Origin of the sequence: Algibacter miyuki, assembly GCF_030409805.1 — a bacterium.
Taxonomy (GTDB): Bacteria; Bacteroidota; Bacteroidia; order Flavobacteriales; family Flavobacteriaceae; genus Algibacter; species Algibacter miyuki.
This window is the reverse complement of record NZ_JAUFQP010000001.1, coordinates 407,234-431,482: the sequence shown is the minus strand read 5'-3', so window position 1 is coordinate 431,482 and position 24,249 is coordinate 407,234. Positions and strand designations below refer to the sequence as shown.

Genomic DNA, 24,249 nt, shown 5'->3' with positions numbered 1-24,249 from the left:
TTTCATTTCGACAATTAAATAACAAGCATTATTATAAGTGAATTTTACGGTTTTACAATAACCAAACTATACCTCTATTATTCAGAAAAATCTATTGAAAACACATGATGATCAACCTCAAATTGGTATGAAATTTTAAAACCATATAAATCACAGATTTTCTTAACAATTGCTAGCCCCAAACCTGTGGATTGATTAGCGCTAGATTCTCTGTAAAAACGTAAGAATAAATTTTCGGGATGCGCCAAAGCTTTTTCTCCAAAGTTTGAAATAATAAGTAAATTATCTTTAGTAACAACAGTAATCTCTTCATTTTTTTTACTGTGTTTTATAGCATTTGAAACCAAGTTATTAATCAGAATGTCTGCTAGGTAAGCATCCATAGAAACAAATAGTTCGTTTTTTGAAGTATAGACTAGGTTTGCAAATTGCAGTTCTTTAAAGCTTTCAATCTTTTCCTTTATCAAATCTGATAGGTTGACATTTTCAATATTTATAAATTGATTATTGTCAATTTTAGTTAAGGTTGTAATTCTTTTATTAAGTTGTTTTAAGCGTTGAATATCCTTTTGAATAGATGTTACCTGTTCAAACTGTTTATCACTTATTTCTTGTTCGTTAATTAGGTTATCAATCTTTGCTTGAATGATTGCTAATGGTGTTTGCATTTCGTGAGAGACATCTTCTGTAAACTGCTTTAAACTCTCGTAATCTGACCTTACTTTATCTGTTAGCGTTTCAATTTCTGTTTTTAATTCTGAAAACTCTAAAACATCACTATCCACTAAGTTTAAAGGTTCTTTTGATGTTAGTGAGAACCTTTTCATCTGTTCTAAATTTTTAAAAAACGGGCTCCATAATTTAAGGTTTCTAGTTGTATTGAAATAAAACAGAAATATAAAAGCTAATACAAATATGGCTACGTTAGAGATAACAATTGCAAAAGCAAAATCTTCAGATTCCACAACCATATTCCTTACCGTAATTTGATAGTTAGTTCCGTTTATGTTTTTGAAGACTGAAAGCTCCCTAAACAATTCCATTTCATCTTCTGAAGGATCATAAATTATAGTGTCTTTTAACACCTCTCTGCCTAGAGTTTCTACCCTATTCACCTCAATAACTGGAGGCAATCCAAATTGTTCTGTACCATTTTTTAATGCACTCTCAACTCTTACCTCTGTTGAGTAGAGAACTTCCTCAACTTCACTCTCTAAAATATTTTTGGTGTAAAAATATAACACAATAGAACTCAATATTGCCAAGAACAAACCTGTAAGCAGAAATGTTCTAGATGTTTTTTTTATGAGTTTTATTTTTTTATTCACTTATTAATCTTCTATAAATTTATAACCACTACCATAAGCTGTTTTGATATACTTAGCACCTTCAGCAGTTAACTTTTTTCGTAAATTATTGATGTGCACGTAAATAAAATCAAAATTATCTAATAAATCACTATCGTCTCCCCAAAGATGTTCTGCTATAATTTCTTTTGAAAGTACACGCCCTTTATTTGAAATAAAGAACACTAATAAATCGTATTCTTTTCTTGTTAACGCTATTGCTTTACTATTTACATAGGCTGTTCTAGATTTTGTATCAATTTTAATCTCATTGAACTCCATAATTTCATCGCCTCCATATTTTCCACGACGAAGTACAGCATTGATACGAGAATTAAGTTCTGCTAAATGAAAAGGCTTGGTGATATAATCATCTGCACCTAAATCTAAACCTTCTAATTTATCTGTCAATGAATTATTTGCTGATATAATTATAACTCCAGCTTTTTTCTTTTCCTTCTTTAAAGTTTTAAGCACATCTAACCCACTTCCTGTGACCAAATTAATATCTAAAATAATCACGTCATAATCATAGAGAGCAGCTTTTCCTGAGGCTTCTCTAAAATCCGATGCTACTTCACAGATATTACCATCACGTTGTAGATACGTGACAATGGATTGTTGCAAATCGATTTCGTCTTCGGCTATTAGATATTTCATTGTGATAAATTTAAAACAATAAAATTAGTTTATAATTCTAAATTTATTCTAAAGATAAAAATTATATTATTCTCTCATCATGATACCTTTATTACATATTACAAAAGTCAAATGAAACTAATTCTAACAAATTAGGAACAAATATTTTTTTCCATATTCACTTAAATAAAACCAAAATTTATCTATTTACAGAAATATACATGAAGTGGTGCATAAAAAACTAACACTCTTTACTTCCCCTTATGAATCTTATAGAAAATAAATTTGGATAGTTACTCATTCTATCAGACAAATAAGTTTTTTTTAGAAAGACCTCAGAAATCAATAACTTTATCTAAAGCTTCATCTGTTTCTTTTTGCATAAAATTCGACTGATATAAAATTGTAGTTGTTACAGAAGAATGTCTGTATAGTTTTTGAAGTATTTGTATCGGAATTCTATCACCAGATATATTTCCAAAACTATGTCTAGCAATATGCATGCTAAGTTTTTTGTTTATTCCTGCCTTCTCGGCTATTATTTCTAATCTTCTATTAAAATTTCTTGTTGCAGTCTTTATCCTAGTTCTTAATTGTTTATTGTCATTTAGATTAACACCTTCTAGTTCCTTAAATAAATATGTTGAGTTTTTATCTCTTTCAAGATTTTTAAGAATATTTTGAACTTTTTCTGGTACCTTTAATGAAACTAGTTTGTTATTCTTATTCATCCTATAATGCAAACGATTATCTAAAAAATCTTCCCATTTTAATTGAAGTACATCACTAATTCTAATTCCTGCAAAATAAAAGCTCAAAAGCCATACAGAAAGAGCATATTGTTGCGCTTTCGTTATGTTTTGAATGTTTTCTAGGAGAGTTATTTCATCAATATTAAGTCCTATTTTCTTTGTTTCCGGGAACTTTATAGAATATTTCCCTTTACCAAATGGATAAAACTTAATGTCGGTAAATGAATTTCTTATTGCTAAATTAAAAATAGTCCTAATCGTAATCATATAATTCACCATTGTTCGCCTAGACAATTTTAGCTTAACAATTAAATGATTTTCAAATTTTTTAAGTAATTCTATGTTTAAATCATTGAAAAAAAGTTTATCCCTATCAAGAAATACTTTAAAAACTTCTATCCTCTTAAACTCAATAGCCAATTGGTGAGATTTATCCCTATCAGCAATATTCTTTAAATACATCTCTGCCACATTAAAAAAATCACTAGAATGAGTTTGAATTACTTTATTTTTAATATTAATAGATGACTGATATTCATCTTTAACTTCTGCTTCTAATAAGCCTCTATTTACTTTTGAAAGTTTTTTAAATATTAGCTGATTAATATTTAATGAGTCAGGATGCGATTTTTTTACTTGTCCCTTATTTTTGTCCCATTGATTCTTATGAATGTACTGCCCTGTATACAAAAAAGAGGTTTTTCTATCCTTTATAATCCGTATTGCAATAGGGAATAATTTCTGAGAGTTCGATTTTGTTCTGAGAACTGCTTTTACTGAGGACATTTTTTTAAAATTTATAATATTCTAAAGATAAACATTTTAGGTACAACATAGGTACAACTTTTATTAATTTTATTTGATATCAAACAATACCACATATAATTAAACAACTAAAAACCAATGAGTTTTGTTATGTTTTAAAGTTTTTTAACATCCACTCCTTAAAGTTCATAACTCGGAGGTCATGGGATCGTGCCCCATTCTCGCTACAAGTAAAACCAGGGAAAGTCAAGAATTTTATTCTTGGCTTTTTTTTTGCTAAAACATAGCTAAAACAATTGATCTATTTTTCCTCCACTACACAATCAATACTAATATAGTTCAAATTCTATTAGATTAATAAAATTTTCACATTAATTCCTCAGAATAATAAAAATTAGCAGGCAAACCACCAGTATGCCAAAATAAAATATTAGCCCCTTTTTTTATTTTCTGACTTTTTATATAATCTAACATTCCATAAAATGCTCTTCCAGAATATACAGGATCTAATAAAATCCCTTCATTTTCTGCTAATTCTTTAATAGCTAATTTCAAATTCATTTCGGTTAATTGATTCTTTAGTTCTTTTACTGCATCAACAAAACCGTAGGCTCCTAATAAATTTGATCCTCCATACGGAACAACATAAACTTTCTTCCCCTCTGCTTCTAGTCTAATTTTAAGGTCCTCAATATCTTCCCCTTTCCTATTCTCTCCATTAAAATGAATCTTGGCTCCTAAAAGCTGAGACAATAATAAATTTCCATTATATATTTTAGGTTTTTCTCCTCCTATCAATAAATTACACTCTAATTTAGCCTGAGCACAAGCAGCTGCTGTTTGCCTACAATGATTCGATTGTTGAGCTCCAGAGGTTATAATTGTATCAAACCCTTTGTTTAGAGCTTCGTAAATTAAATATTGCAACTTTCTCACTTTATTTCCTCCAGATGCTAAACCTGAATTATCGTCCCTTTTAATAAATAACTGGTAGTCTCGATATTTTTCAGATAAATTATTCATTTTTTCCAACGCTGTTGGGAAAAACCCCAAAGGATATTTATTAGTTAACATCGGTTTATCATTTTTAATTCACGTCAATAATCATTATCTTTAATTTTTGAGCTGTGATTGTGATATACATAATTCTATAATTGAGTATTAGTATCTGTTTTTTCTACAAACTGTACTTTATTTTCTTTGACTTCTTTTTCCAAAATGAGTTTCTTTTCTTTAGGTTCAAACTCCATAAACAAAGATTGCAACATGGCCGTTGTGGGCTTATCGTGATTTTTTTCAATGTCTTTTATAATAGCTATTACTGCGTTAATTCGTTTCTTAATTTTACTTTCCAATGTTTGCATATTAGGCCCCATAGTTTCATTTGGAGAAATACTATTATCCTCAAAAAAATCAAGCATCAAAAGCAGCGTCATAGATTGCGATTTAGACATTTTTTTACAAAAACTTCGAAAACGCTCTGCCACTGAAGCTTTAATTCCAAGCTTCTCAAATCGCTCTTTTTCATATCCTTTATCCATATTTTCTGAAAAAAACTGTCGTTTTTATTGGGTTGCGAAGGTTTTTTCTGAAAAACTGATGCTGAAATTTTATTAACTAAAACCTTCAATCTCTCTAAACTACTGATTTCACTAGTGAATTATGAAAACGAAAAATTGAAACATCGCGCTAGCGTGTTACCCTCTTGCTATTCCTTTTCGTCCAGCTTCGCTGGACAAAAAAAAATACCATTACATCCAAAAATGTAATGGCTTTTACTCGAATACGAATTGAAATTATTTTTTTTAAGAATGTTTCAATTGAAGTTTAAAAGTATCTTTATAAAATCTCAATTTTCATTACAGAATCTAAAATAACAGAACAAAAAAAAGACCTTTAAAAAATTAAAGGCCCTGATTTTAAATTAGATTTAAAGTGTTAAACATAGTTATAAGAATACTACCTCTTAGAGTTTCTACTTCCTAAAAATATACCATAACCCTTTTTTTAATATTCACTCGGAAGCATTAGCGTATTATCTACAAAAAATAATCGCAATTCATCCAAAGGAAAATCGGTTACATTATATCTATGCGTTTCAAAAATTTTATCATTCCCATCACTATAATTAATAATGGCTTCACAATGCTTTTCTAACCGTTCTTTTTCAGAAAGTCTTTTAAAATCAATAGTAATAAAAGAACTTCTATTTGATAAACTTTTTGCTATCACAGATGCATCTGTAATCAACCAATAGCATTCTGCCTCTTTGGCTAAATATTTTAACCCATCGGTAAAACAAGTTCCAATTAATGGGATTTTAAAGAACATTTCTGTACCACAAAAATGTTGCAAATCAGCTTTTATTTTTTTAACTTTATCATTCATTGTATTCTATTTAATAAGATTAATAATGAAAAAGAGAGCGCTACTCTCCACAGGAACGCTCTCTTTTAATTCTCAATTATTCAGTAGCGTTATCCTCGCCTTTAATTCCCAAAAGAAGAATTTCATCAATTACCACTTCAGTAACATATCTTTTTTCTCCTTCTTTGGTTTCATAAGAACGTGAGGTCAATTTTCCCTCTAGTGCTACTTCTTTTCCTTTGCCTACATATTTTTCTACGATTTCGGCAATCTTTCCCCACGCCACAATATTGTGCCACTGGGTGTCTTGTTGTTTCTCTCCTTCTGAATTTTTGTAAAATTCATTTGTAGCCATTGAAAATTTCGCAACTTTCTTTCCACTTTCAAGGTTTGTGATTTCTGGCGAGTTTCCTACGTTGCCAATTAACTGTACTTTGTTTTTTAGAGTACTCATAATTAAAAAAATTTAAAGATTAATATTGACCTATCTGAACCCTTCAGAAAGGCTTTGTTATTGATTTACTTATTATATCCAGAGCGTTTTCCTTCTTTTGTTTATTTAACTTTTGTTCCGCTTCCTTTTTATTGATTTTATAAGATTTCATAAGATTCATTTTAGATTTACTTCCCATAGAGCCACCGCTGTTACCTTCTTTTTGTTGCTTAGTTTTTTCGATATTCAGCTTTGTTAAGACATATAAAAAGTGCGAGAGTAGTCTGCGCTGAGCGCAGTCGAAGTGAGCCTGGTTATGCTGTCGTTCAAAACTGAATGTTGTTATTTTGCTGTCAAAAAAAGGTATAGCAGTTGTGTCTCAGGATGTGAGTCTAAATACTTTGTGAAATACCAAATCATAGGAAGTGGAACACAATGACAAATACATTTATCCGATTTAGCGGACTCTATTTCAAAGTTTTTTAAGAAATGAAATGTTACTTTGAACCAAAGATTTATTGGTATTCGGGATACCTATTAAAATGCAGATATTGAAACTTTGGGATTGGGTCCAAGATTTTTTAGTGAAGCGCTTTGCCCGTAATAACATGGAGTGGCCATGTGCTGATCGGGTTGTAAAAACGAATTGCTGTTATTTAACACTATTTCAAGCGGACTTGATTCGCTTTTTTGAATTGGAATGTAGCGTTCCTTTCCAGAGAAACGGAAAGGATTAGCGGAATGCAAAGTAAAAAACGTGGATTAGGTCCAAGATTTTTTAATGAAGCGCTTTTTCTGGAATGTAGTTTTTACGGAATGGAAGGGAATGTGCTGAAGTCATTGAAAAACTAGAACTGAAGGAGTAATTAACCATATAAAAAAGTCTAACTACCTTTTAATCTAAATATTATTACTAATAACTTATTACTCCATTTTAAAATACCTTATCTCCCCCTCCATTTATAGGTAAATAGAATAAAAAAAGCCGCAGACATAAATGTCTACGGCTTTTTAACAAAAACTAACTCTTTAAATAAATCTTATAAAATAATTATTCAAAAAACCACTACCAACCTGGATTTTGATTATCGTTAAAATCAGGAATAATAGAAGTATCTTTAATCGGAATTGGAAAAATAAGAAACTTATCCTGCCACGCATTTCTTCGTTCTGTTACAAAACGCTCATACTCAAAATTGTCTCCGTTTTTTATAACTTCCATACCGGTCACCAATTTATCAGTTTGGTCTAATATTTTCCATCTTCTTACATCCCAAAATCTATGCTCCTCAATAACTAGTTCCACCCTTCTTTCGTTTCTAACGCGTTTTCTAAATTCATCTTTTGAAAGTCCTGCAGGTAAATTAGGCATTCCAACTCTTTCTCTAATTTTATTAATGGCATTATAAGCCTCTACAGTTGGTCCATTTGCTTCATTTTCAGCCTCAGCATAATTTAGATAAATTTCAGCCAAATGATACTTTTTCCATCTAGATTGCGCATTTTGACCGTTCTGTAATTTTGGATCATGAAATTTACGCAAATAGTACCCCGTATGGGTATTGTTTTTGTTTGGCGGTGTTTTTTTAAGTGCATCGGCACCACCTAAAAAGGTTTCAACAACATGGATTTTTCCAGCAATATTATCTAAAAGTGCTCCGTTATACCATACGGTTGCATAAAATCTAGGATCTCTGCCATCATAAGGATTTGCAGGATCATATCCTGAATTGGTATTTATAATAGGTTCCAAATGATCTTCGTCGTTATACCCTAAGATAGCTGGTTCACCAGTTCCTAGCATATCGTAACTATCAACCAACTCTTGCGTTGGTGTAATTCCTGCATTATTTTGACCTGGCATGCTTGGTAAGGCATTGGTATTTCTAAAACTAGGATGACCAGTAGCTTTTATTTCCAATATGGTTTCTCTATCTCTAGGAGAAGGATTTATATCGGAACTAGAGAAAAAGTATTGTTCATAATCCGGGAACAACTCATACTCCCCTCCATCGGTAAGCTTTGACAAGGCCTCTTCTGAAGCCGTTGAAGCTGCTTGCCATTTCGCAGTGTTATTTTCTGGGTTCCATAACGGACTTGCATTATAAAGTAATGCTTGTGATTTTATTGCGTAAGCTACAGCTTTACTAAAGCGCCCACGTTCTGGCTCTAAGGTAATACGTAAAGGTAAATATGAATTAGCAATGGCTTCATCACAATCATTAACTATAAAATCCGTACATTCTTGAAATGTTGGCCTAGTTAAAGTTGTATAATCAAATGCTGGACCAAAAGGTTTGGTAACAATAGGCATTGGCCCGTATTGTTTTATCAACTCAAGATAATAAAAAGCTCTTAGCATTAAAGCTTCTGCTTTATATCGCTCTCTATTTTTATCATTAGGAATATTGGCTGTTTCCACATTCTCCAAAAACACATTAGCGTTTCTTATCCCTGCCCAAAACGTGTCATAATGATTTTTTCCATGACCTGCCGGTCCATTTTCAAGAGGATTAAAATTGGGGGTCATTGCCCCTGTAATCCAAAGGTTGGCAATATTACCTGGTGTATTTCCCACAGCAGCATCTTGACATTCATCAGTAACCCCTGCTATATAAGTGAAAAAATGGTAATAATAGGAATAAGATGGAATGCTGGTATAAACCGTGTTCAAATATGCTTCCGTTTGACGCTCATCTTTAAAAACGTCTTCTAATGTTAGCCTACCATCTGGCGTTATGTCTAATGCTTTATCACAACTTATTATGACTAGAGCACTTACGAATAGATATAAAATTTTATTTTTCATTTCTTAATATTTTTTCAGTTTTAAAATTTCAAATTAACACCTAAACTATATACTTTGAGTAGTGGGTAAGAAAGGCCGTTAGCTGCTTCTGGATCATAATTTTTGCTAGGTAATTTATCCCAAGTAATTAAGTTTAACCCATTCATGTAAAGTCGCATATTTGCAACTCCCTTTAATTGAATTCTGTATCCTATTTCTAAGTTCTTCAATCTCACATAACTGGCGTCCCTAATAAAAAAGGAATTTTCTTTTTCACTTGGAGATGGTTCGGTACTCAATCTAGGAAAATTAATAGGCTCTCCATTATCCGCACGCTCTTGAGTCCAACTAGTTAAATGTTGGTCAAAATAATTGGTTTGTCCACTGGCAAAAGTCCCTCTACCACTATAAAATTTATCTACATTGGCAACCCCTTGTACAAGAGCACTCAAATCAAAATTTTTATAAGTTGTACTCAATCCTAGTCCGAAAGAAGTTTCAGGTATGGTTGAAGCCCCAATTGGTGCAATATCCTTCTGATCTACAATACCATCTTCATTAAGATCTTTGTATTTAAAGTCTCCTGGTCTAGATTCATGCCCACCAACAATTTGTACTGGAGAGTTATCAATCTCTTCTTGAGTATCAAAATATTTCTCAACAATATATCCGAAATTTTGACCAATTCTATAACCTGTTTGTCTGTATCTATAAGCGTAGTCTTCTGGTAATAATGGTTCATCAGCAAATTTTTGTTCGTTTCTTGCGTAACCTACAAACGCCCTTCCTCTAACAAAAAAATCTGGTGAAAACGCTTTTTTATAATTCAATTCCACTTCAAAACCTTTATTCTCAACAACCCCAATATTAACAGGTGGTAAAACGTTAGTTGACAATCCGTTTAAAATAGGGATTGTTCCCCTATTTCTTAAAATATTGTCTCTCTTTTCACTAAATACATCTACAATTAATTCAAAAGACTTTAAAAAATCGACTTCTAAACCAATATTAATTTTATTTGCAACTTCCCATTGTAACTCTCCATTTCTTAATTGATTAATAGCTATTCTTCTCCCTTGATCCAAACTAGATGAATAACCTCCTCCACTTACTGATATATCATCTAAATACAAGAATCTATCATTTCCAATCCTGTCGTTACCTACTTTCCCATAAGAACCTCTAACTTTTAACCTATCAATTCCTTTTACATTCCAAAAGTTTTCTTTAGAAACCAACCAGCCTCCTGAAACTGCTGGAAAAAAGCCAAATCGATTTCCAGGAGCAAATTGTTCTGAACCGTTATAACCTGCATTAAACTCTAAAAAATATTTATCATCGTAGGCATAGGTGACCCTAGAAGAAACCCCTATAAGGTTATAAGGAAGTTGTTCATTAATAATTTCTTTTTGCTGTTGATAAAGTAATAAACCACTTACATCATGCTTATTAAAAGATCGCTTATAATTCAAATACGCTTGAAAATTTGAAAAACTTTGAAACGCTCTACTTCCTGAAATATTTAAAGGAGTTTCTACATCATCAGAAAAATTCTTATAATAAATACTATCCCTTCCTGATGCTGTTTTATCAATCACCTGTATTTCTCGGATATAACTTTTACTAGCATTCAAATTATTTGTCCCCTTTGTATCAAAGGACATAACAGCTTTAGCTGATAAGCCTTTTGTTATAAAATCCAACTGTTGTTCCATTCCAAAAGTTGCTGTAGTGTTGTTCCTTGTTTGTTGTCTATATCCTGTCCTATTCAATAAGCCATAAGCAGGATTAACTAACTCAGTAACAGTTACAACTGCACCACTAGGAGAAACAGGGCCTGGCACATTGGATGGCATATCAAGAATACCCGCTAATATGTTAACAGAAGGGGAAGACCCTCCTTGTCCCGTTGAGGCTGTACCAACTGAAAATGGTGCATTTTGTTTTTCAACATAACCAGCTAAATTAAGGAATGCCTTTAGGTTATTATTAATCTGCATATCTATATTGGATCTAAAGTTGTAACGATCCAGTTTAAAACTGGGATCATAATTCAAATCTTTTTCAGTTTTAAATGACCCACCTTGATTTAAATATCCTGCATTAATATAATATTTAACAGCCTTACTTGCTCCAGAAATATTAAGGTTTATTCTTTGCTGTGGAGCAAAATCTTCTACTAAAAGTCCAGCCCAATCGGTATCTGGATATTTTTCGGGATCTGAATGCGATTTGTATGCCTCTAAAGCTTCCGCAGAATAAGCATTCCCTAACCCATCGTTATTCTGAGCCAAATTTCTTAATGTTGCGAATTCATATGCATTTACTGGTTGCGGCAATCTTGTAAAAGTTTGAACACCCGATTCCATAGATACATTCACTTCAGGCACCTCAGAAGTCCCTCGCTTAGTTGTTACCAGAATTACACCATTAGCACCTCTTACCCCAAAAATAGCCGTTGAAGAAGCATCTTTTAAAATAGTTACAGATTCCACCTCGTTAGGATCCATATAAGTTAAATCACGCTCAACTCCATCAACTAAAATAATTGGAGATCGTGCATTGATAGTTCCCTGCCCTCTAATAAAAAGTTGGGTAACATCTCGACCTGGTTCTCCTGAAGTTTGAATAGAAGTAAGACCAGGCAATCTTCCAGCTAAAGTTACTGCTAGATTTGCTGCTGGACTTTGTTTAAGTTCTTTAGTACTAATTGAAGATATCGCCCCTGTTACAGTCGCTTTTTTCTGCTCGCCAAAACCTACAATTACTACTTCGGAAAGTTGCTCACTATCTTCCTCTAGTTTGAAATCAATTTTGATTCGCCCATTTACTACTTCTTCTACAGATTTATACCCAATAAAAGAAATCTGAAGCACATCATTGGAGGTGGCCTTAATACTATAATTACCATCAAAATCGGTCACCGTTCCCCTCGAAGTTCCTTTTACCATAACCGTTGCTCCTGGCAACGGCAAATTACCTTTAGCATCAAGAATCACCCCCTGTACATCTGTGAGGCTCTGTGCATATATCGAGCAACACCAAAAGGCGCTCAATAAAAACATTAAATAAAATTTAGTTAATTTTTTTCTCATTAGTCTTATTGTTTTAGTTAAAATAGTTGGTTGATAAATCTTATTAAACATTAACCATTACATGTCATCATCATGCTGTAGCCATACCCAAATAGATTTACTTTTATTAATTGGGGTGTAAATTATATATTTAGACTATTTTGTTCATCCTGCCGTATCAGGTTCGTCTACTTTATCAACAAACAAAACATAAACCACTAAACAGGTACATAGAAAAGAAAATTATAGATATAGAATCGATTTTTTTATAAAAAATAACAAGTCATCGTGTGAAACATTATTTTATAAGACTAAAACAAAGTAGCGTGTATTATCAAAGCTTAAAAGAAAGAGTTTCCTACAACAGGAATTATTTTTAAGTAAAGACTTTAAGTTAAAATGAAACAAAAACTTTGTATAATATTGAGAAGGTACTACTAGAATTCTTTTTAAGAAAAAGAAGTATATTTTCTAATAACAATAAAAATAATACAGTGAAATCTCGAAATAAATATACTAACTCAGACTACTGCGATTATAAGAAAAAAAGAAACACTTATCTAAGGACTTAGTGAGACTCTAATAATTTTGATAGAAAATCGACCCCTACTTTTGAAATTTCAGCATCAATTTCTGAAGGTGCTCCAGAAAAACTTGCAATTAAGTAACCGCATGATACTTTTTTAATCACTCCTCCTTTATATCCTAATTCACCAATTAAAGGAGGTCTATTGTTAGTACCTGAATTCTGAAGTGTAACAGCCATTTCCGCAGATTTAGCACTTGCAACGCCTAAAAAATTATGGTTCTTTGTACTTAACGTTCCTACTACTCGCATTCTTGAATTCCAAGATTTTGTGTCCTCCCCAGGAACAAATGATACTACAGCAACACCCGTTTCAGAATATTTTAGAGCCGTCGCTTCCATTATGTCTAAGCACTCTTGTACATGCAAGTTGAATATCTCGGAGCCTTCACATTCACAGGGTTTTTCTTTGCTTTGACATATGTATGACTCGTTTTCAAATTGAACATAGGCGTAAAAACTATATACAGCTATAGTTACAAATAAAATTATGATGCTTATTTTTTTTGTCATTTTTTAATAATTATTTTATTTTCAGAATATCCGCAATCATTTATAAAGTTCATCGTCATACAGAACTCCTGTCGGCCGGCATATAGAACACCTTGATTATAGCACAATAAATTAAAGAGATAAAAAAATCAAGAATTCAACTGTTAGGACAAAATCATACTCTTAAAAACTAACACGGATGCATTGATTTTGTAAAAATCTGTAAATGTTTTTATTCTTGAATTCGTGTAAAAAATGACAATTAACTAAAAGCATGTATTTAGCTTTGAATCCCACTTTTTCTTAAATATTATTGATATTAATTATTATTTCACTACAACTTTACACACTTTACCTGCTTGCTTAATTATGTAAATACCCGGCTTTGGATGGGATAGTTTAACTAGATTACTATTTCCCGTTTTTAGCTTTTGTCCCTGAAGTGTATATACGGTCCAAGGTGCAGATTGTCTTAAATGAAATACACCATTGGAACTTGGATTAGGATAAACAGAGGTTAATGTATCTAAATACAAATCTTCAACGTCTAAACTAGATTCTATTGCAGCAAAAGCTTCAATCTTAGCTAAATTATCAAGACATTCCTTTGGCGTACCATAAACAATATAATATTCTGCTCGATACACTTCTCGAATTCCATCAACCAATGCATCAGGATTAAGTAAATAATCTACTCTATTTCTAAAACCAAAAGTACTCATTCCTCTAGAAGTTGCAGAGATTGGAATTCTTAAAAAACTTTCTGAAGCATATGATTCAAAAGTTCTTCTCAATTCATAAATATTCTCCCATACCCCATTTACTTTCTTTCTTCCTACTATTTGCTTATCATTAATTACTGATTTTGGTCTAAAAAGCATTAATGCAAATCCTACATCGCTATCCACATCCTCTTCACTAGTCAGCATAAATATTTCCTTAAAATTCCCTGTATCCGATCTAAAAACAGGCTTTTTAGGTTTTTCACCTCTAGCAGTACGTACCCAAGCATCTGTGTCTTGATTAAAAACAAAGCGAAATGCAGGCTCCCAATAATCGTTATCCATACGCAGATTCCAGGCATTAGACATGTTACTCAAATCTTTATAATCTGTTTTATAACCACTGTCTTTTAAGTATGCTAGAGGTATAGGAAATAAACTTGTTGCAGGCTTCTTGAATAAATCACTTTTTAAAATAGGTTTTCCAGCATCTTGCTTACTATCCGCTCTTATCGTTCCAAACCTAAATTGTTCTAAACTATGATCGGCTTCATTATAATATCGTGCCTCATAATAATGTCTGATAATAGATCCAGATGCATCTGTAAAACCAGATTCGCCAATCATGTCTTCGTAAGTTCCGTAATAAGTAAATGGCGTTCCTACCTCATCGGTGTGGGTAATCTCAGGACCTTCTTCTATTTCATCAATATCTAAAACTTTATTATCTCCAGCTATCAAAATTTCATCTTTTGGATCTGCTGTCGTTCTATCTAGGAATAATTTATCATCATCATTATAAGGATCTTTTAAAGCTACTTTACCGCCATTGCCATTATCTCCAATCTCATTTTCAGTAAAATCATAACCATTATCAGCCCTCCAAAGTGCCAATCTAAATGGGCCTACAATTAACTTTTTAGCAGTTCCATTTTTATTAACGGTTTCTACTGTAGTTCTTGTACCTAAACGCTCGTGAAACCCTGCTTGAGTAGGGTTGTATTTTGAAGAATGTGCACCATCTCTAAACGTCATTTGTCCCGAGCGTCCGTAAAGATCTGCTTTGGGGCCTGAAACATCCTTATCAGGATTATCACTTTTCGCCGTAATTCCTGGTATAATTAATTTATTTATTACACCACCTCCATTTGAAGTGATACCGATGGCAAAACCATTATCACCCGAGGTTAACATATCGGTAGTCACTCTTGGATTTGAAGGAAGCACAATATTTGCTGGCGGATTTTGACTGTAGACATTAACACTTGTGACTATTGATAATGCCAACTTACCAAACGATTTTAATTTTATCATAATTCTATTTTTAACATCAATTATTCCATGAAAATCAATTCATTCATGGTTTTGAAATTAGTTTTCTCAATTACTTCGTTATTTATTATATATTCTTTCGGAAATTTCTTAAAGTCCTCAAGTGTGAGATAATCAACTCTACCAACAAGTTCATTTCTAAACTCTTTTATCACATGTTTTGAATCTTTTCTATAAGCTAAATTATTAAACTCACTAGGATCATTGTTATGATCGTAAAGTTCTTCAAGCCCTAATTTTTCGTAATAAATATAACGAAAACGCTCTCCTCTTAGAGCATGACCAATTATTGGGTTTTTTCGGTAATTTGCAGTAGACCTGTTAAAGTTAAAACTGGTTAAAGCACTCTGGTTTCGTTTCTCTTTTGGGTTTTTAATTAAAGGAAGTACTGAAACACCATCACAATGTTCAGGCACTTCAAACCCTGCTAATTGAGCTAAAGAAGGATAAACATCAAGTAATGATACAGGTTGGTAGCTGCTACTTCCAGCAATTGTAACACCAGGAGCTTTTATTATAAGCGGCACACGAGTGGCCTCTTCCCATAAGGTGAATTTTTCCCAGTTTTCTTTTTCGCCCATATGCATACCGTGGTCAGACCATAGTACCACAATGGTATTTTTATGATACTCCGATTCTTCTAATGTTTTTAATAAACGTCCCAACTGCGCGTCTGCAAAGGCTATAGATGCTAAATAACCTTGAATTACTTTTTTCCATTGTTTATTCATTAAAACCCATTTATGCCAATTACGACGACCATGATCAAAAGCATCTTTTAAATCATTTTCTTGAATTTCTAAATCTGGTATATCCTCTAAAGGATATAAATCAAAATATTTTTGAGGCACTTCCCAAGGCATGTGAGGACGAAAAAGTCCACAAGCCAAATAAAAGGGTTTATCGTGCTTTTGTTGAAGTTGATATCTCGCCCAATCTACCACTTGATAATCCGCCATTTTCTCTTCAGGAATATTAAGTGGGCCCCAAGTAAAATACTCAAGTCTCTTGCCTTTAAAATGAGTTGGATTAATAATACTATCCTCCGCTCGTATTTGATAGGGTAATGGCGCATGAGCACTAGGGAAATAAAAATCCCAAGATTCTGGTTCAGTTTGATTTAACACCTCCCAAGGCGGCGCTAATGTATGATAGATTTTCCCTCCTGCAAGTGCTTTATATCCACGGTTTTTAAAAAACTGCTCTATAGTCTCTATGTCTTTAAATATAGGTTCATTGCGCCACTGCGCACCATCATACCACTCATTTTGCATATTACCAGATTTTGAAGGCTGTACACCTGTCATGATTGAAAGGCGAGACGGAGAACATGCTGGAGAAGCACAATGTGCATTTTTAAATAGCATAGACTGCGATGCTAATTTATCTAAATTCGGGGTTTTACTTAACTCCATACCGCCTAGTGGCCCAATCCAATCGTTCATATCATCGACTGCTATGAAAAGAATATTAGGTTTTGACTCACTATTTTGAGCAAAAACCGAATAGTTAATCATCAAGGTGAAGCTCAAAAAAAATAAATAATAAGAATGTTTAAAATGAATATATTTCATGCTTTTTTATTTTTTAATTATTTTTTATAAACACCTTTTGGCCCATCATAGTCATACGTAAACCAATCAATATCTATTACGCCTTGCTCTTCTTTATCATTCCAACAGAAAAACCCAAGCCGATCTCCTGTCCAATTCCCAAATTTCAAGGTAAATTGTGGCCCGAATTTTTCATATTTATTTCCATCTAAGCTATATTCAAAATAAGCTTGATTTCCTGTATTGGATGTTCTAATAAACAAATCATTAGACTTTATTTTAGGTCCTTTAGTTTCCTCGCCATCTTTGTTTACATAAAATAGATTACGACCTCCTAGATTATCCACATAAATTCCCAATACATGATAAACACCTCCAAACCTAACAAAACCCGCTCGTTGACCGATTGCCATCTGCGAAATATCAAATTTAGCAACTGCTGCACCAGTTGTATTTCCCATAATGCGTTGGCTAATTGTATTAGATGCCCGCCAGAAAGGAAAAGTAGTCCCTGTACTTTCTGACCAATTATTATTTCCGGGGCCATTGGTAGTTTCTTCTGGTAAAGGCATACTGGCCTTTAACCGCAACCAACCAGGTCTCTCAGTGAGCGACCAATGTGAATTTCTAGGATTGTGATTCCATTCCCATTGACGTCCCAATGTTGTGTTTGAAAAATCATCATCTGTAGAAGGCGCATCTATTGGAAAACCTTGAATGGACTTTTTATGTTGAAGTACAGGTTCACCAATACCATCGTTATCTATATCCTCACCAATTATTGGCCAACCATCTACCCAATTTACAGGTTGTAATAATTGTGGGCGACCTTGAAATGGCGTAGCTATATTTTGTATTAATTGATGTGTATACCACCAAGTATTATCTGGCGCTTGCATTAATGCTCCCTGACTGCAACTTCTCTCGATACCATTACCGCGCTCAAAAACAATTTTCTTTTCATAGGGGCCATAAATACTGTTTGTAGTAGACCTCAATACTATCTGCTTTCTATCGTTTTCTGGACTATCTATCTTTTTACTCCTTCTAGGTTTTTTAACATACCACTCACTCATTAAAATATACCACGTGTCATTTATGTTATAAATTTTGGCTGCTTCAGCACCAGGGCCTGTATAAATTACCTCTCCAGAATCAAGAATTTCTTTTCCATCCCAACTCATTTTGTACAATTGGTTCTCGTTGCCTTCTGCTGTATTTTCTTTTGATTTTTTAAATTTCCCTGTATTACATATCATATAGGCCTGATGGTTCTCTTCATCCCAATATACCGCGGGATCGTCAAGCACCTCATTAGGTGGTAACATTAAGTGTGGTTCTGTCCACGGACCTCGTATATCTTTGGCACTACTCATAAATAAGCCATAGTTTCTATCGATAACGTAACAATACCAAGTACCATCATGATAGGCCAAATCTCCGGCCCAAACCCCAAGAGCATATCCATTCATTTGATTCCAATCGTATTTTTTAACCCAAGAAAGACTCTCCCAAACATGACCAACGGTAGTCCAGTTAACCATATCTTTCGATTCTAAAATAACCATACCTGGTGACATGTGCTGCTTTGAAGAAATCATATAATAGGTATCTCCCACCTTCTCCACATCGACATCTGGATAATCTGCATTTAAGATGGGGTTTTTATAAGTACCATCACCTTGATCTCCCCAGCTACCGATTTGTTGGGCTTTGCTAACAAATAATGTTATTATAAAGATAAAAGATGTCATTACTATTTTTTTCATATCTATTCTATTTACATTATTACTATTATTTTTAAATTAAAACTTGTTCTGTTTATGACAAATAAATATAAATTCCAATAGCCACCACAACATAACCAACTGGTTTTAAAAGTTCCATATGATAATATCTACTTGCTTAGTACTTGGTTTTAGTTGATTTACCATATCTATTTTCTACAAACTGTGGTATGGTTTCAATACCACTTTTTAAATATTTTGGTAATAGTACGAACGCTGTAAGCACCATGGCGATTGCAGCCACAACCCCATAGGCCATAATAAGCTAACCATCTCTTAAAGATGTCCCAGTCATTCCAATAATTTGTTCGGTTGATAAATTGGTAAACAATAATAAACCCGCTATAACAGGACCTGTTAAACTTCTTCCTGCCAAAAAACAGCCATCAGAAGAGCTTTTATCAGTCTTTCGAGTTGACCACCAAGCTATGACAACTACTAAAAAAGTAAATGCAGCAAAAGAGATTATTCCCATAGTTTAAAATGTTTAATTAGCTTATAAATACACTTGATGTTCTCATTTTACAGAAAATCTAAATACTGTTTTTGTTGTGTAAGTATCGTTAGGATGTAATACCACTGAAGGGAACCCCTTTTGGTTAGGCGTATCTGGATAGTGTTGCGTTTCTAAACACAAACCTGTTCTATGTCCATATTCACCACCGTTTGGCATTGGTAAGGTGCTATCCAAAAAATTACCTGTATAAAGTTGTATGCCTGGTTCTTCTGAAAAAACTTCCATAAAACGCCCACTGCTCTGTTCATAAAGAGAAGCAACCTGTCTCATTGTGTTTTTTTCACCATTTACGATCCAGCAATGGTCATACCCCTTTCCTAAAATCAACTGCTTGTTGTCAACTTCAATGTCTTTACCTATTCCTTTTGTGGTTCTAAAATCAAACGGTGTGCCTGCTACTTTTCTAATTTCTCCGGTTGGAATTAAAGTCTCATCAACTGGTAAATACGTATCGGCATTTATTACAAGGTCATGTTTTAAAACAGTCTTAGTAAAATCTCCAGTAAGATTAAAATACGCGTGCTGTGTTAGGTTAACTACTGTTGTTTTATCTGTTGTGGCTTTGTATAACACTTCTAAGGTATTCTCTTTTGTTAAGGTATAAACCACAGTAACACTTAAGTTACCCGGATACCCTTCTTCTCCATCTTTACTAAAATACTTTAGCCTTAATGACGGATCGTCTACGCCTTCAATAGCTTCCGCAGTCCAAACTACACGATCAAAACCATGAATGCCCCCATGTAAATGATTAGAACCATCGTTCGTTGCTAACGTAAAGGTTTTATCATTTAATGAGAACTTCCCTTTCGCAATGCGGTTTCCAAAACGTCCTATTAACGCACCAAAAAAGGGATTATCATTTAAATAATCATCTAAATTATCAAAACCTAAAACCACATTTTCAAAATCTCTATGTTTGTTAGGTACTTTTAATGATGTTATTCTTCCGCCATAGGTAATCACATCCAACTCCACACCATTAGTGTTTTTTAGATGATACTTTTCTATGGTGGTTCCGTCTGGCATTTTTCCAAATTCTGATTTTATAATCCTTAGGTTTTCTTTAGGCAAAACCTCTTGAGCCCTAGTAGAATTCTCTTGTTGATTATTTTTACACTGAATATTTAACCCGACTAAAACGATAAGTATAACACCATAAAAAAGACATTTAAAAATTTTCATATCCATTGTTTTTTAGTGTTTAAGCATGTGATATGCTTCATTAGTTTTAATAGTGGTTTTAAAGTTTCTGATGGTAGTATCTTCATCAATTACCAATGCTTCCATATTCGCCATTTCAGCAAAATCTTCCAATTGCTCCATAGTAATATTTTCGCTATAACAGGTATGATGTGAACCTCCTCCTAAAATCCATGCCGTACAAGCGGTCTCAAAATCTGGTAAGGGTTTATACATGATTCTTGCAACTGGTAATTGTGGCAAATCTTCTACGATCTCTTCTCCTACTGTTTTATTAATTAACAATCTAAAACGGTTTCCAAAATCCATTAAACTTGCAACAAGTGAGTCTCCCGCTTTCCCATTAAAGACTAAACGCACAGGATCTTCTTTACCTCCAATCCCTAATGGGTGTATTTCGCAAGATGGCTTATTAGCGGCAAGAACAGGGTCAATCTCTAACATATGCGAGCCAAGCACACGAGGAGCATCTGGATCTAAATGATAGGTATAATCTTCCATAAAAGCATTACCCCCTTCTAAACCAGACCCCATAACTTTCATAGCACGCACTAAAGCCGCTGTTTTCCAGTCCCCTTCTCCTGCAAACCCATAACCTTTTTGCATTAAACGCTGTACTGCTATTCCTGGTAATTGTTTTATGCCGTGTAAGTCCTCAAACGTATCCGTAAACCCTTTGAAATTTCCATCTATAAGAAATTTTTCAAGACCTAATTCTATGCGAGCAGCTTCAATTAACGACTGTCTATTTTTCCCGTTTTCAAGTAAAGATTCAGTCATGGTATAAGATGCCTCATATTCTTTGATAAGATGATTTATAGCTTCATCTGAAATAGTATTAATAACCTCAACTAAATCTCCCACTGCATAGGTGTTTACCGAAAAACCAAACTTAGTTTCGGCCTCTACTTTATCTCCATCTGTTACAGCTACAAAACGCATGTTATCTCCAAAACGAGCAAATTTAGCGCCTTGCCAATCATCCCAACCTGCAGCTACACGCGTCCAATCTCCAATTTGCTTTTGAACAGAATCTGTTGACCAATGCCCTACTACAACTTTTCTGTTTTTACGCAGACGACTTACCATGAATCCAAATTCCCGATCCCCATGCGCTGCTTGATTTAGATTCATAAAATCCATATCAATAGTACCCCAAGGAATGTCTCTATTAAACTGTGTATGCAAATGCAATAATGGTTTTTGAAGTGCTGATAGCCCTCTTATCCACATTTTAGCAGGAGAAAACGTATGCATCCATGTGATGACACCAATACAGTTTTTCTCATGGTTAGCGGCCATTAACGTTTCATAAATTTCATCTGAGGACTTCACAGTTGGCTTGAATATGACGTTAACCGGAATTAATTTAGATTCATTTAATTCCTGAGCTATTTTAGTTGAATTTTGAGCAACTTGTTTTAAAGTTTCTGGCCCGTATAAATCTTGACTTCCTGTTATAAACCAAACTTCCTTTTTAGAAATATCTATCATTTTACTTTGTACTTAATTAATTATTGACCGTAATAAGCACTTGAACCATGCTTACGATCATAATGTTTTTTTATTAATGAATCTTTTAATCTTTTGGCTTCAGGATTTATTTGTTTAGTCAAATAAGCCATTTTTGCAACAACCTCTAAAACCTTACTATTATAAACCGCCTTAGCTCCATCTTTACCCCAAGTAAAAGGACCGTGATTACCTATTAATACCATTTCTACTTCACTATGAGAAAGTTGTTTTTCTTTAAAACAGTCTATTATTTGAATACCCGTATTATGCTCATAATTACCTTCAATAAGTGCATCATCCATTGGTGGTGCACACGGAATATCCGCCGTTAAATGATCGGCATGCGTGGTTCCAAAAATGGGGATATCTAATTGAGATTGTGCCCAAGCGACTGAATAAGTAGCGTGTGTATGAGCTATACCACCTATATCCTTCCATTTTTTATACAGATAAGCATGTGTTTTTGTGTCTGACGAAGGACGCATACTCCCTTCTATAATATTATTATCAAAATCGACAATAACGATATCTTGAGGTTTTAAAACCTCATAAGCAACGCCGCTTGGTTTGATAGCAAAAACACTATTTTTTCTATCTACAGCACTTACATTTCCGAACGTATAAACAACCAAATTTAATGCATTTAATTGCATATTAGCCTCATAACATTCTTGTTTCAATTCTTTATAAATACTCATAATTATATAGATTTTATAATGTGATTCTCTATTGAAATAGCCAACTCACTATAGGTTTTATAAACTGCTTGGAATTGAACAACATTTGCAGGTATTGGCTCATATACGTTTTCGTAAGTACTTCCCATGGCCTCCATAGCCTCAAAAGTATCTTGATATGTTTTTGACGCTACAGCTCCAAAAATAGCCGCTCCTAAAGCGCATGCTTGTTGAGACTTAGCCACTTTTATTGGCATATTTAAAACATCAGACATCATTTGCATAATGAATGGTGATTTTTGGGCTATTCCGCCTATAGCAATAACACCTTTAATGGGAATGCCTTCATTTATAAACCGGTCCGCAATTTTCTTTGCCCCAAAACAAGAAGCCTCTACTAAAGCTCTAAAAACTTTGGGAGATGTACTTCCTAGGTTTATTCCAGAAATCACACCCTTTAAATTTTGATTAGCATCTGGTGTTCTTCTACCATTCATCCAATCTAAAGCTAGTTCTCCTGAAGCACCTATTACTTCTTTAGATGCCGCTTCGCTTAATTTCGGAATCAAATTTTCTAAAGCTTCTTCTATTAATTTTTCTTTGGTTACTGTATCTAAAATAGAAGAAGTGCCAATCAATTCATTTATTGGCCATCCTAGTAAGTTCTTATACCAAGCATAAATATCCCCAAAAGCGGATTGACCAGCTTCCAAGCCTAACATTCCCGGAATTACAGAACCGTTTACCTGCCCACAAATGCCCTTAACTAAATGCTCCTCTTTTCTTTTTGGTGTAACCAAAATATCACAAGTAGAAGTCCCCATGACTTTGGTTAAATAATAGGGTTCAATTTTAGCGCCTACAGCTCCCATATGACAATCAAAGGCTCCGACGGCAACCTCAACCGTAATTGGCAAACCTAATCTTTGGCTCCATGCTTTAGAAATAGTTACTACTGAAACATCTGAAGTGTAAGTCTCTTTATATAATCTATTTGTTAAGCCATCTAAAATAGGATCTAGTTCAACAAAAAAGTCGTTTGGAGGTAATCCATCAAAGGATTCGTGCCATAAAGCTTTGTGGCCCGCGGCACAGCGGCTGCGTTTCATTTTAGAAACATCTGTTCCTCCAGTTAATAAAAAAGGAATCCAATCGCAATGCTCAACCCAAGAATAGGCTGCTTCTAACACCTTTTTATCTGTTCTAGAAACATGTAATATTTTAGACCAAAACCATTCTGATGAATAAATACCACCTTCATATTTTGAGTAGTCAATAGCCCATTTACTGCACAATTCATTTATTTCATCAGCTTCTTTAATTCCTGTATGGTCTTTCCAAAGCACAAACATGGCATTTGGATTTTCTTCAAATCCATTCAATAAAGCTAAAGGTCTCCCCGTTTTATCAACAGCTACAGGCGTAGAACCTGTTGTATCAATACCTATTCCGACAATGTTTTTTATAATATTTTCATCCACTTGAGAAACAATCGAATTAATAGTATTCTCAATCCCTTCAATATAATCCAAAGGGTGCTGTCTGAATTTATTCTTAGACGCATCACAATATTTACCTTCTTTCCATCGTGCATAATAATGAACGGCTGTTGCTAAATCTTCGCCAGTACTCGTATTTACTAACAATGCACGAACTGAATCAGAACCAAAATCCATTCCTATAGTATATTTCATCAACTAC

The 24,249-nt window shown here is 33.6% G+C and carries 19 protein-coding genes; all 19 read right to left on the bottom strand.

From position 1 onward, the window contains the following. Positions 1-77: 77 nt before the first annotated feature. The 19 genes from QWY92_RS01260 to QWY92_RS01175 all read right to left on the bottom strand — a co-directional run bounded on the left by QWY92_RS01260 (position 78) and on the right by QWY92_RS01175 (position 24,242). Complete coding sequence (locus QWY92_RS01260; RefSeq protein ID WP_290267988.1) at positions 78-1,328, bottom strand: sensor histidine kinase; 1,251 nt, start codon at positions 1,326-1,328, stop codon at positions 78-80. Positions 1,329-1,331: 3 nt separating this feature from the next. Further along, positions 1,332-2,006, bottom strand: coding sequence for a response regulator transcription factor (locus QWY92_RS01255; RefSeq protein ID WP_290267987.1), 675 nt, complete (start codon positions 2,004-2,006; stop codon positions 1,332-1,334). 314 nt (positions 2,007-2,320) lie between these two features. Next, positions 2,321-3,523, bottom strand: a complete 1,203-nt coding sequence (locus tag QWY92_RS01250; RefSeq protein WP_290267985.1) for a site-specific integrase — start codon at positions 3,521-3,523, stop codon at positions 2,321-2,323. A gap of 345 nt (positions 3,524-3,868) precedes the next feature. Continuing rightward, on the bottom strand, positions 3,869-4,576 hold the full coding sequence (locus QWY92_RS01245) for a pyridoxal-phosphate dependent enzyme (protein ID WP_290267983.1): 708 nt from the start codon (positions 4,574-4,576) through the stop codon (positions 3,869-3,871). Between the two features lie 74 nt (positions 4,577-4,650). Further along, on the bottom strand, positions 4,651-5,043 hold the full coding sequence (locus QWY92_RS01240) for a BfmA/BtgA family mobilization protein (protein ID WP_290267981.1): 393 nt from the start codon (positions 5,041-5,043) through the stop codon (positions 4,651-4,653). Between the two features lie 466 nt (positions 5,044-5,509). Then, a complete protein-coding gene (locus QWY92_RS01235) occupies positions 5,510-5,890 on the bottom strand; it encodes a DUF6876 family protein (protein ID WP_290267979.1) in 381 nt (126 codons plus the stop codon). Between the two features lie 76 nt (positions 5,891-5,966). Further along, the gene (locus QWY92_RS01230) at positions 5,967-6,323 is read right to left on the bottom strand and encodes a single-stranded DNA-binding protein (protein WP_290267977.1); all 357 of its coding nucleotides are present in this window, start codon (positions 6,321-6,323) and stop codon (positions 5,967-5,969) included. 1,045 nt (positions 6,324-7,368) lie between these two features. Then, positions 7,369-9,111, bottom strand: a complete 1,743-nt coding sequence (locus QWY92_RS01225; RefSeq protein ID WP_290267975.1) for a RagB/SusD family nutrient uptake outer membrane protein — start codon at positions 9,109-9,111, stop codon at positions 7,369-7,371. Between the two features lie 20 nt (positions 9,112-9,131). Beyond that, complete coding sequence (locus QWY92_RS01220) at positions 9,132-12,185, bottom strand: SusC/RagA family TonB-linked outer membrane protein (RefSeq protein WP_290267972.1); 3,054 nt, start codon at positions 12,183-12,185, stop codon at positions 9,132-9,134. 547 nt (positions 12,186-12,732) lie between these two features. Next, positions 12,733-13,119, bottom strand: coding sequence for a hypothetical protein (locus QWY92_RS01215; RefSeq protein ID WP_290267970.1), 387 nt, complete (start codon positions 13,117-13,119; stop codon positions 12,733-12,735). Between the two features lie 449 nt (positions 13,120-13,568). Then, positions 13,569-15,278, bottom strand: coding sequence for a T9SS type A sorting domain-containing protein (locus QWY92_RS01210; RefSeq protein WP_290267968.1), 1,710 nt, complete (start codon positions 15,276-15,278; stop codon positions 13,569-13,571). A 20-nt stretch (positions 15,279-15,298) separates the two neighbouring features. Next, a complete protein-coding gene (locus QWY92_RS01205; protein WP_290267966.1) occupies positions 15,299-16,870 on the bottom strand; it encodes a sulfatase in 1,572 nt (523 codons plus the stop codon). A 17-nt stretch (positions 16,871-16,887) separates the two neighbouring features. Continuing rightward, a complete protein-coding gene (locus tag QWY92_RS01200; RefSeq protein WP_290267964.1) occupies positions 16,888-18,618 on the bottom strand; it encodes a glycoside hydrolase family 43 protein in 1,731 nt (576 codons plus the stop codon). A gap of 136 nt (positions 18,619-18,754) precedes the next feature. Further along, positions 18,755-18,895, bottom strand: coding sequence for a hypothetical protein (locus tag QWY92_RS20385; protein ID WP_336622080.1), 141 nt, complete (start codon positions 18,893-18,895; stop codon positions 18,755-18,757). A 6-nt stretch (positions 18,896-18,901) separates the two neighbouring features. Next, entirely contained in the window at positions 18,902-19,111 is a 210-nt protein-coding gene (locus QWY92_RS20380; protein ID WP_336622079.1) for a hypothetical protein, read from the bottom strand. A 42-nt stretch (positions 19,112-19,153) separates the two neighbouring features. Then, a complete protein-coding gene (locus QWY92_RS01190; protein WP_290267962.1) occupies positions 19,154-20,338 on the bottom strand; it encodes an aldose epimerase family protein in 1,185 nt (394 codons plus the stop codon). Positions 20,339-20,350: 12 nt separating this feature from the next. Next, positions 20,351-21,850, bottom strand: a complete 1,500-nt coding sequence (gene araA, locus QWY92_RS01185; RefSeq protein ID WP_290267960.1) for an L-arabinose isomerase — start codon at positions 21,848-21,850, stop codon at positions 20,351-20,353. Positions 21,851-21,870: 20 nt separating this feature from the next. After that, positions 21,871-22,572 (bottom strand): L-ribulose-5-phosphate 4-epimerase, encoded by a 702-nt coding sequence (locus QWY92_RS01180; protein WP_290268226.1) that lies wholly within the window; start codon positions 22,570-22,572, stop codon positions 21,871-21,873. Continuing rightward, on the bottom strand, positions 22,572-24,242 hold the full coding sequence (locus tag QWY92_RS01175) for a ribulokinase (protein WP_290267958.1): 1,671 nt from the start codon (positions 24,240-24,242) through the stop codon (positions 22,572-22,574). The genes QWY92_RS01180 and QWY92_RS01175 overlap by 1 nt, the downstream gene beginning before the upstream one ends. Between the last annotated feature and the right edge of the window lie 7 nt (positions 24,243-24,249).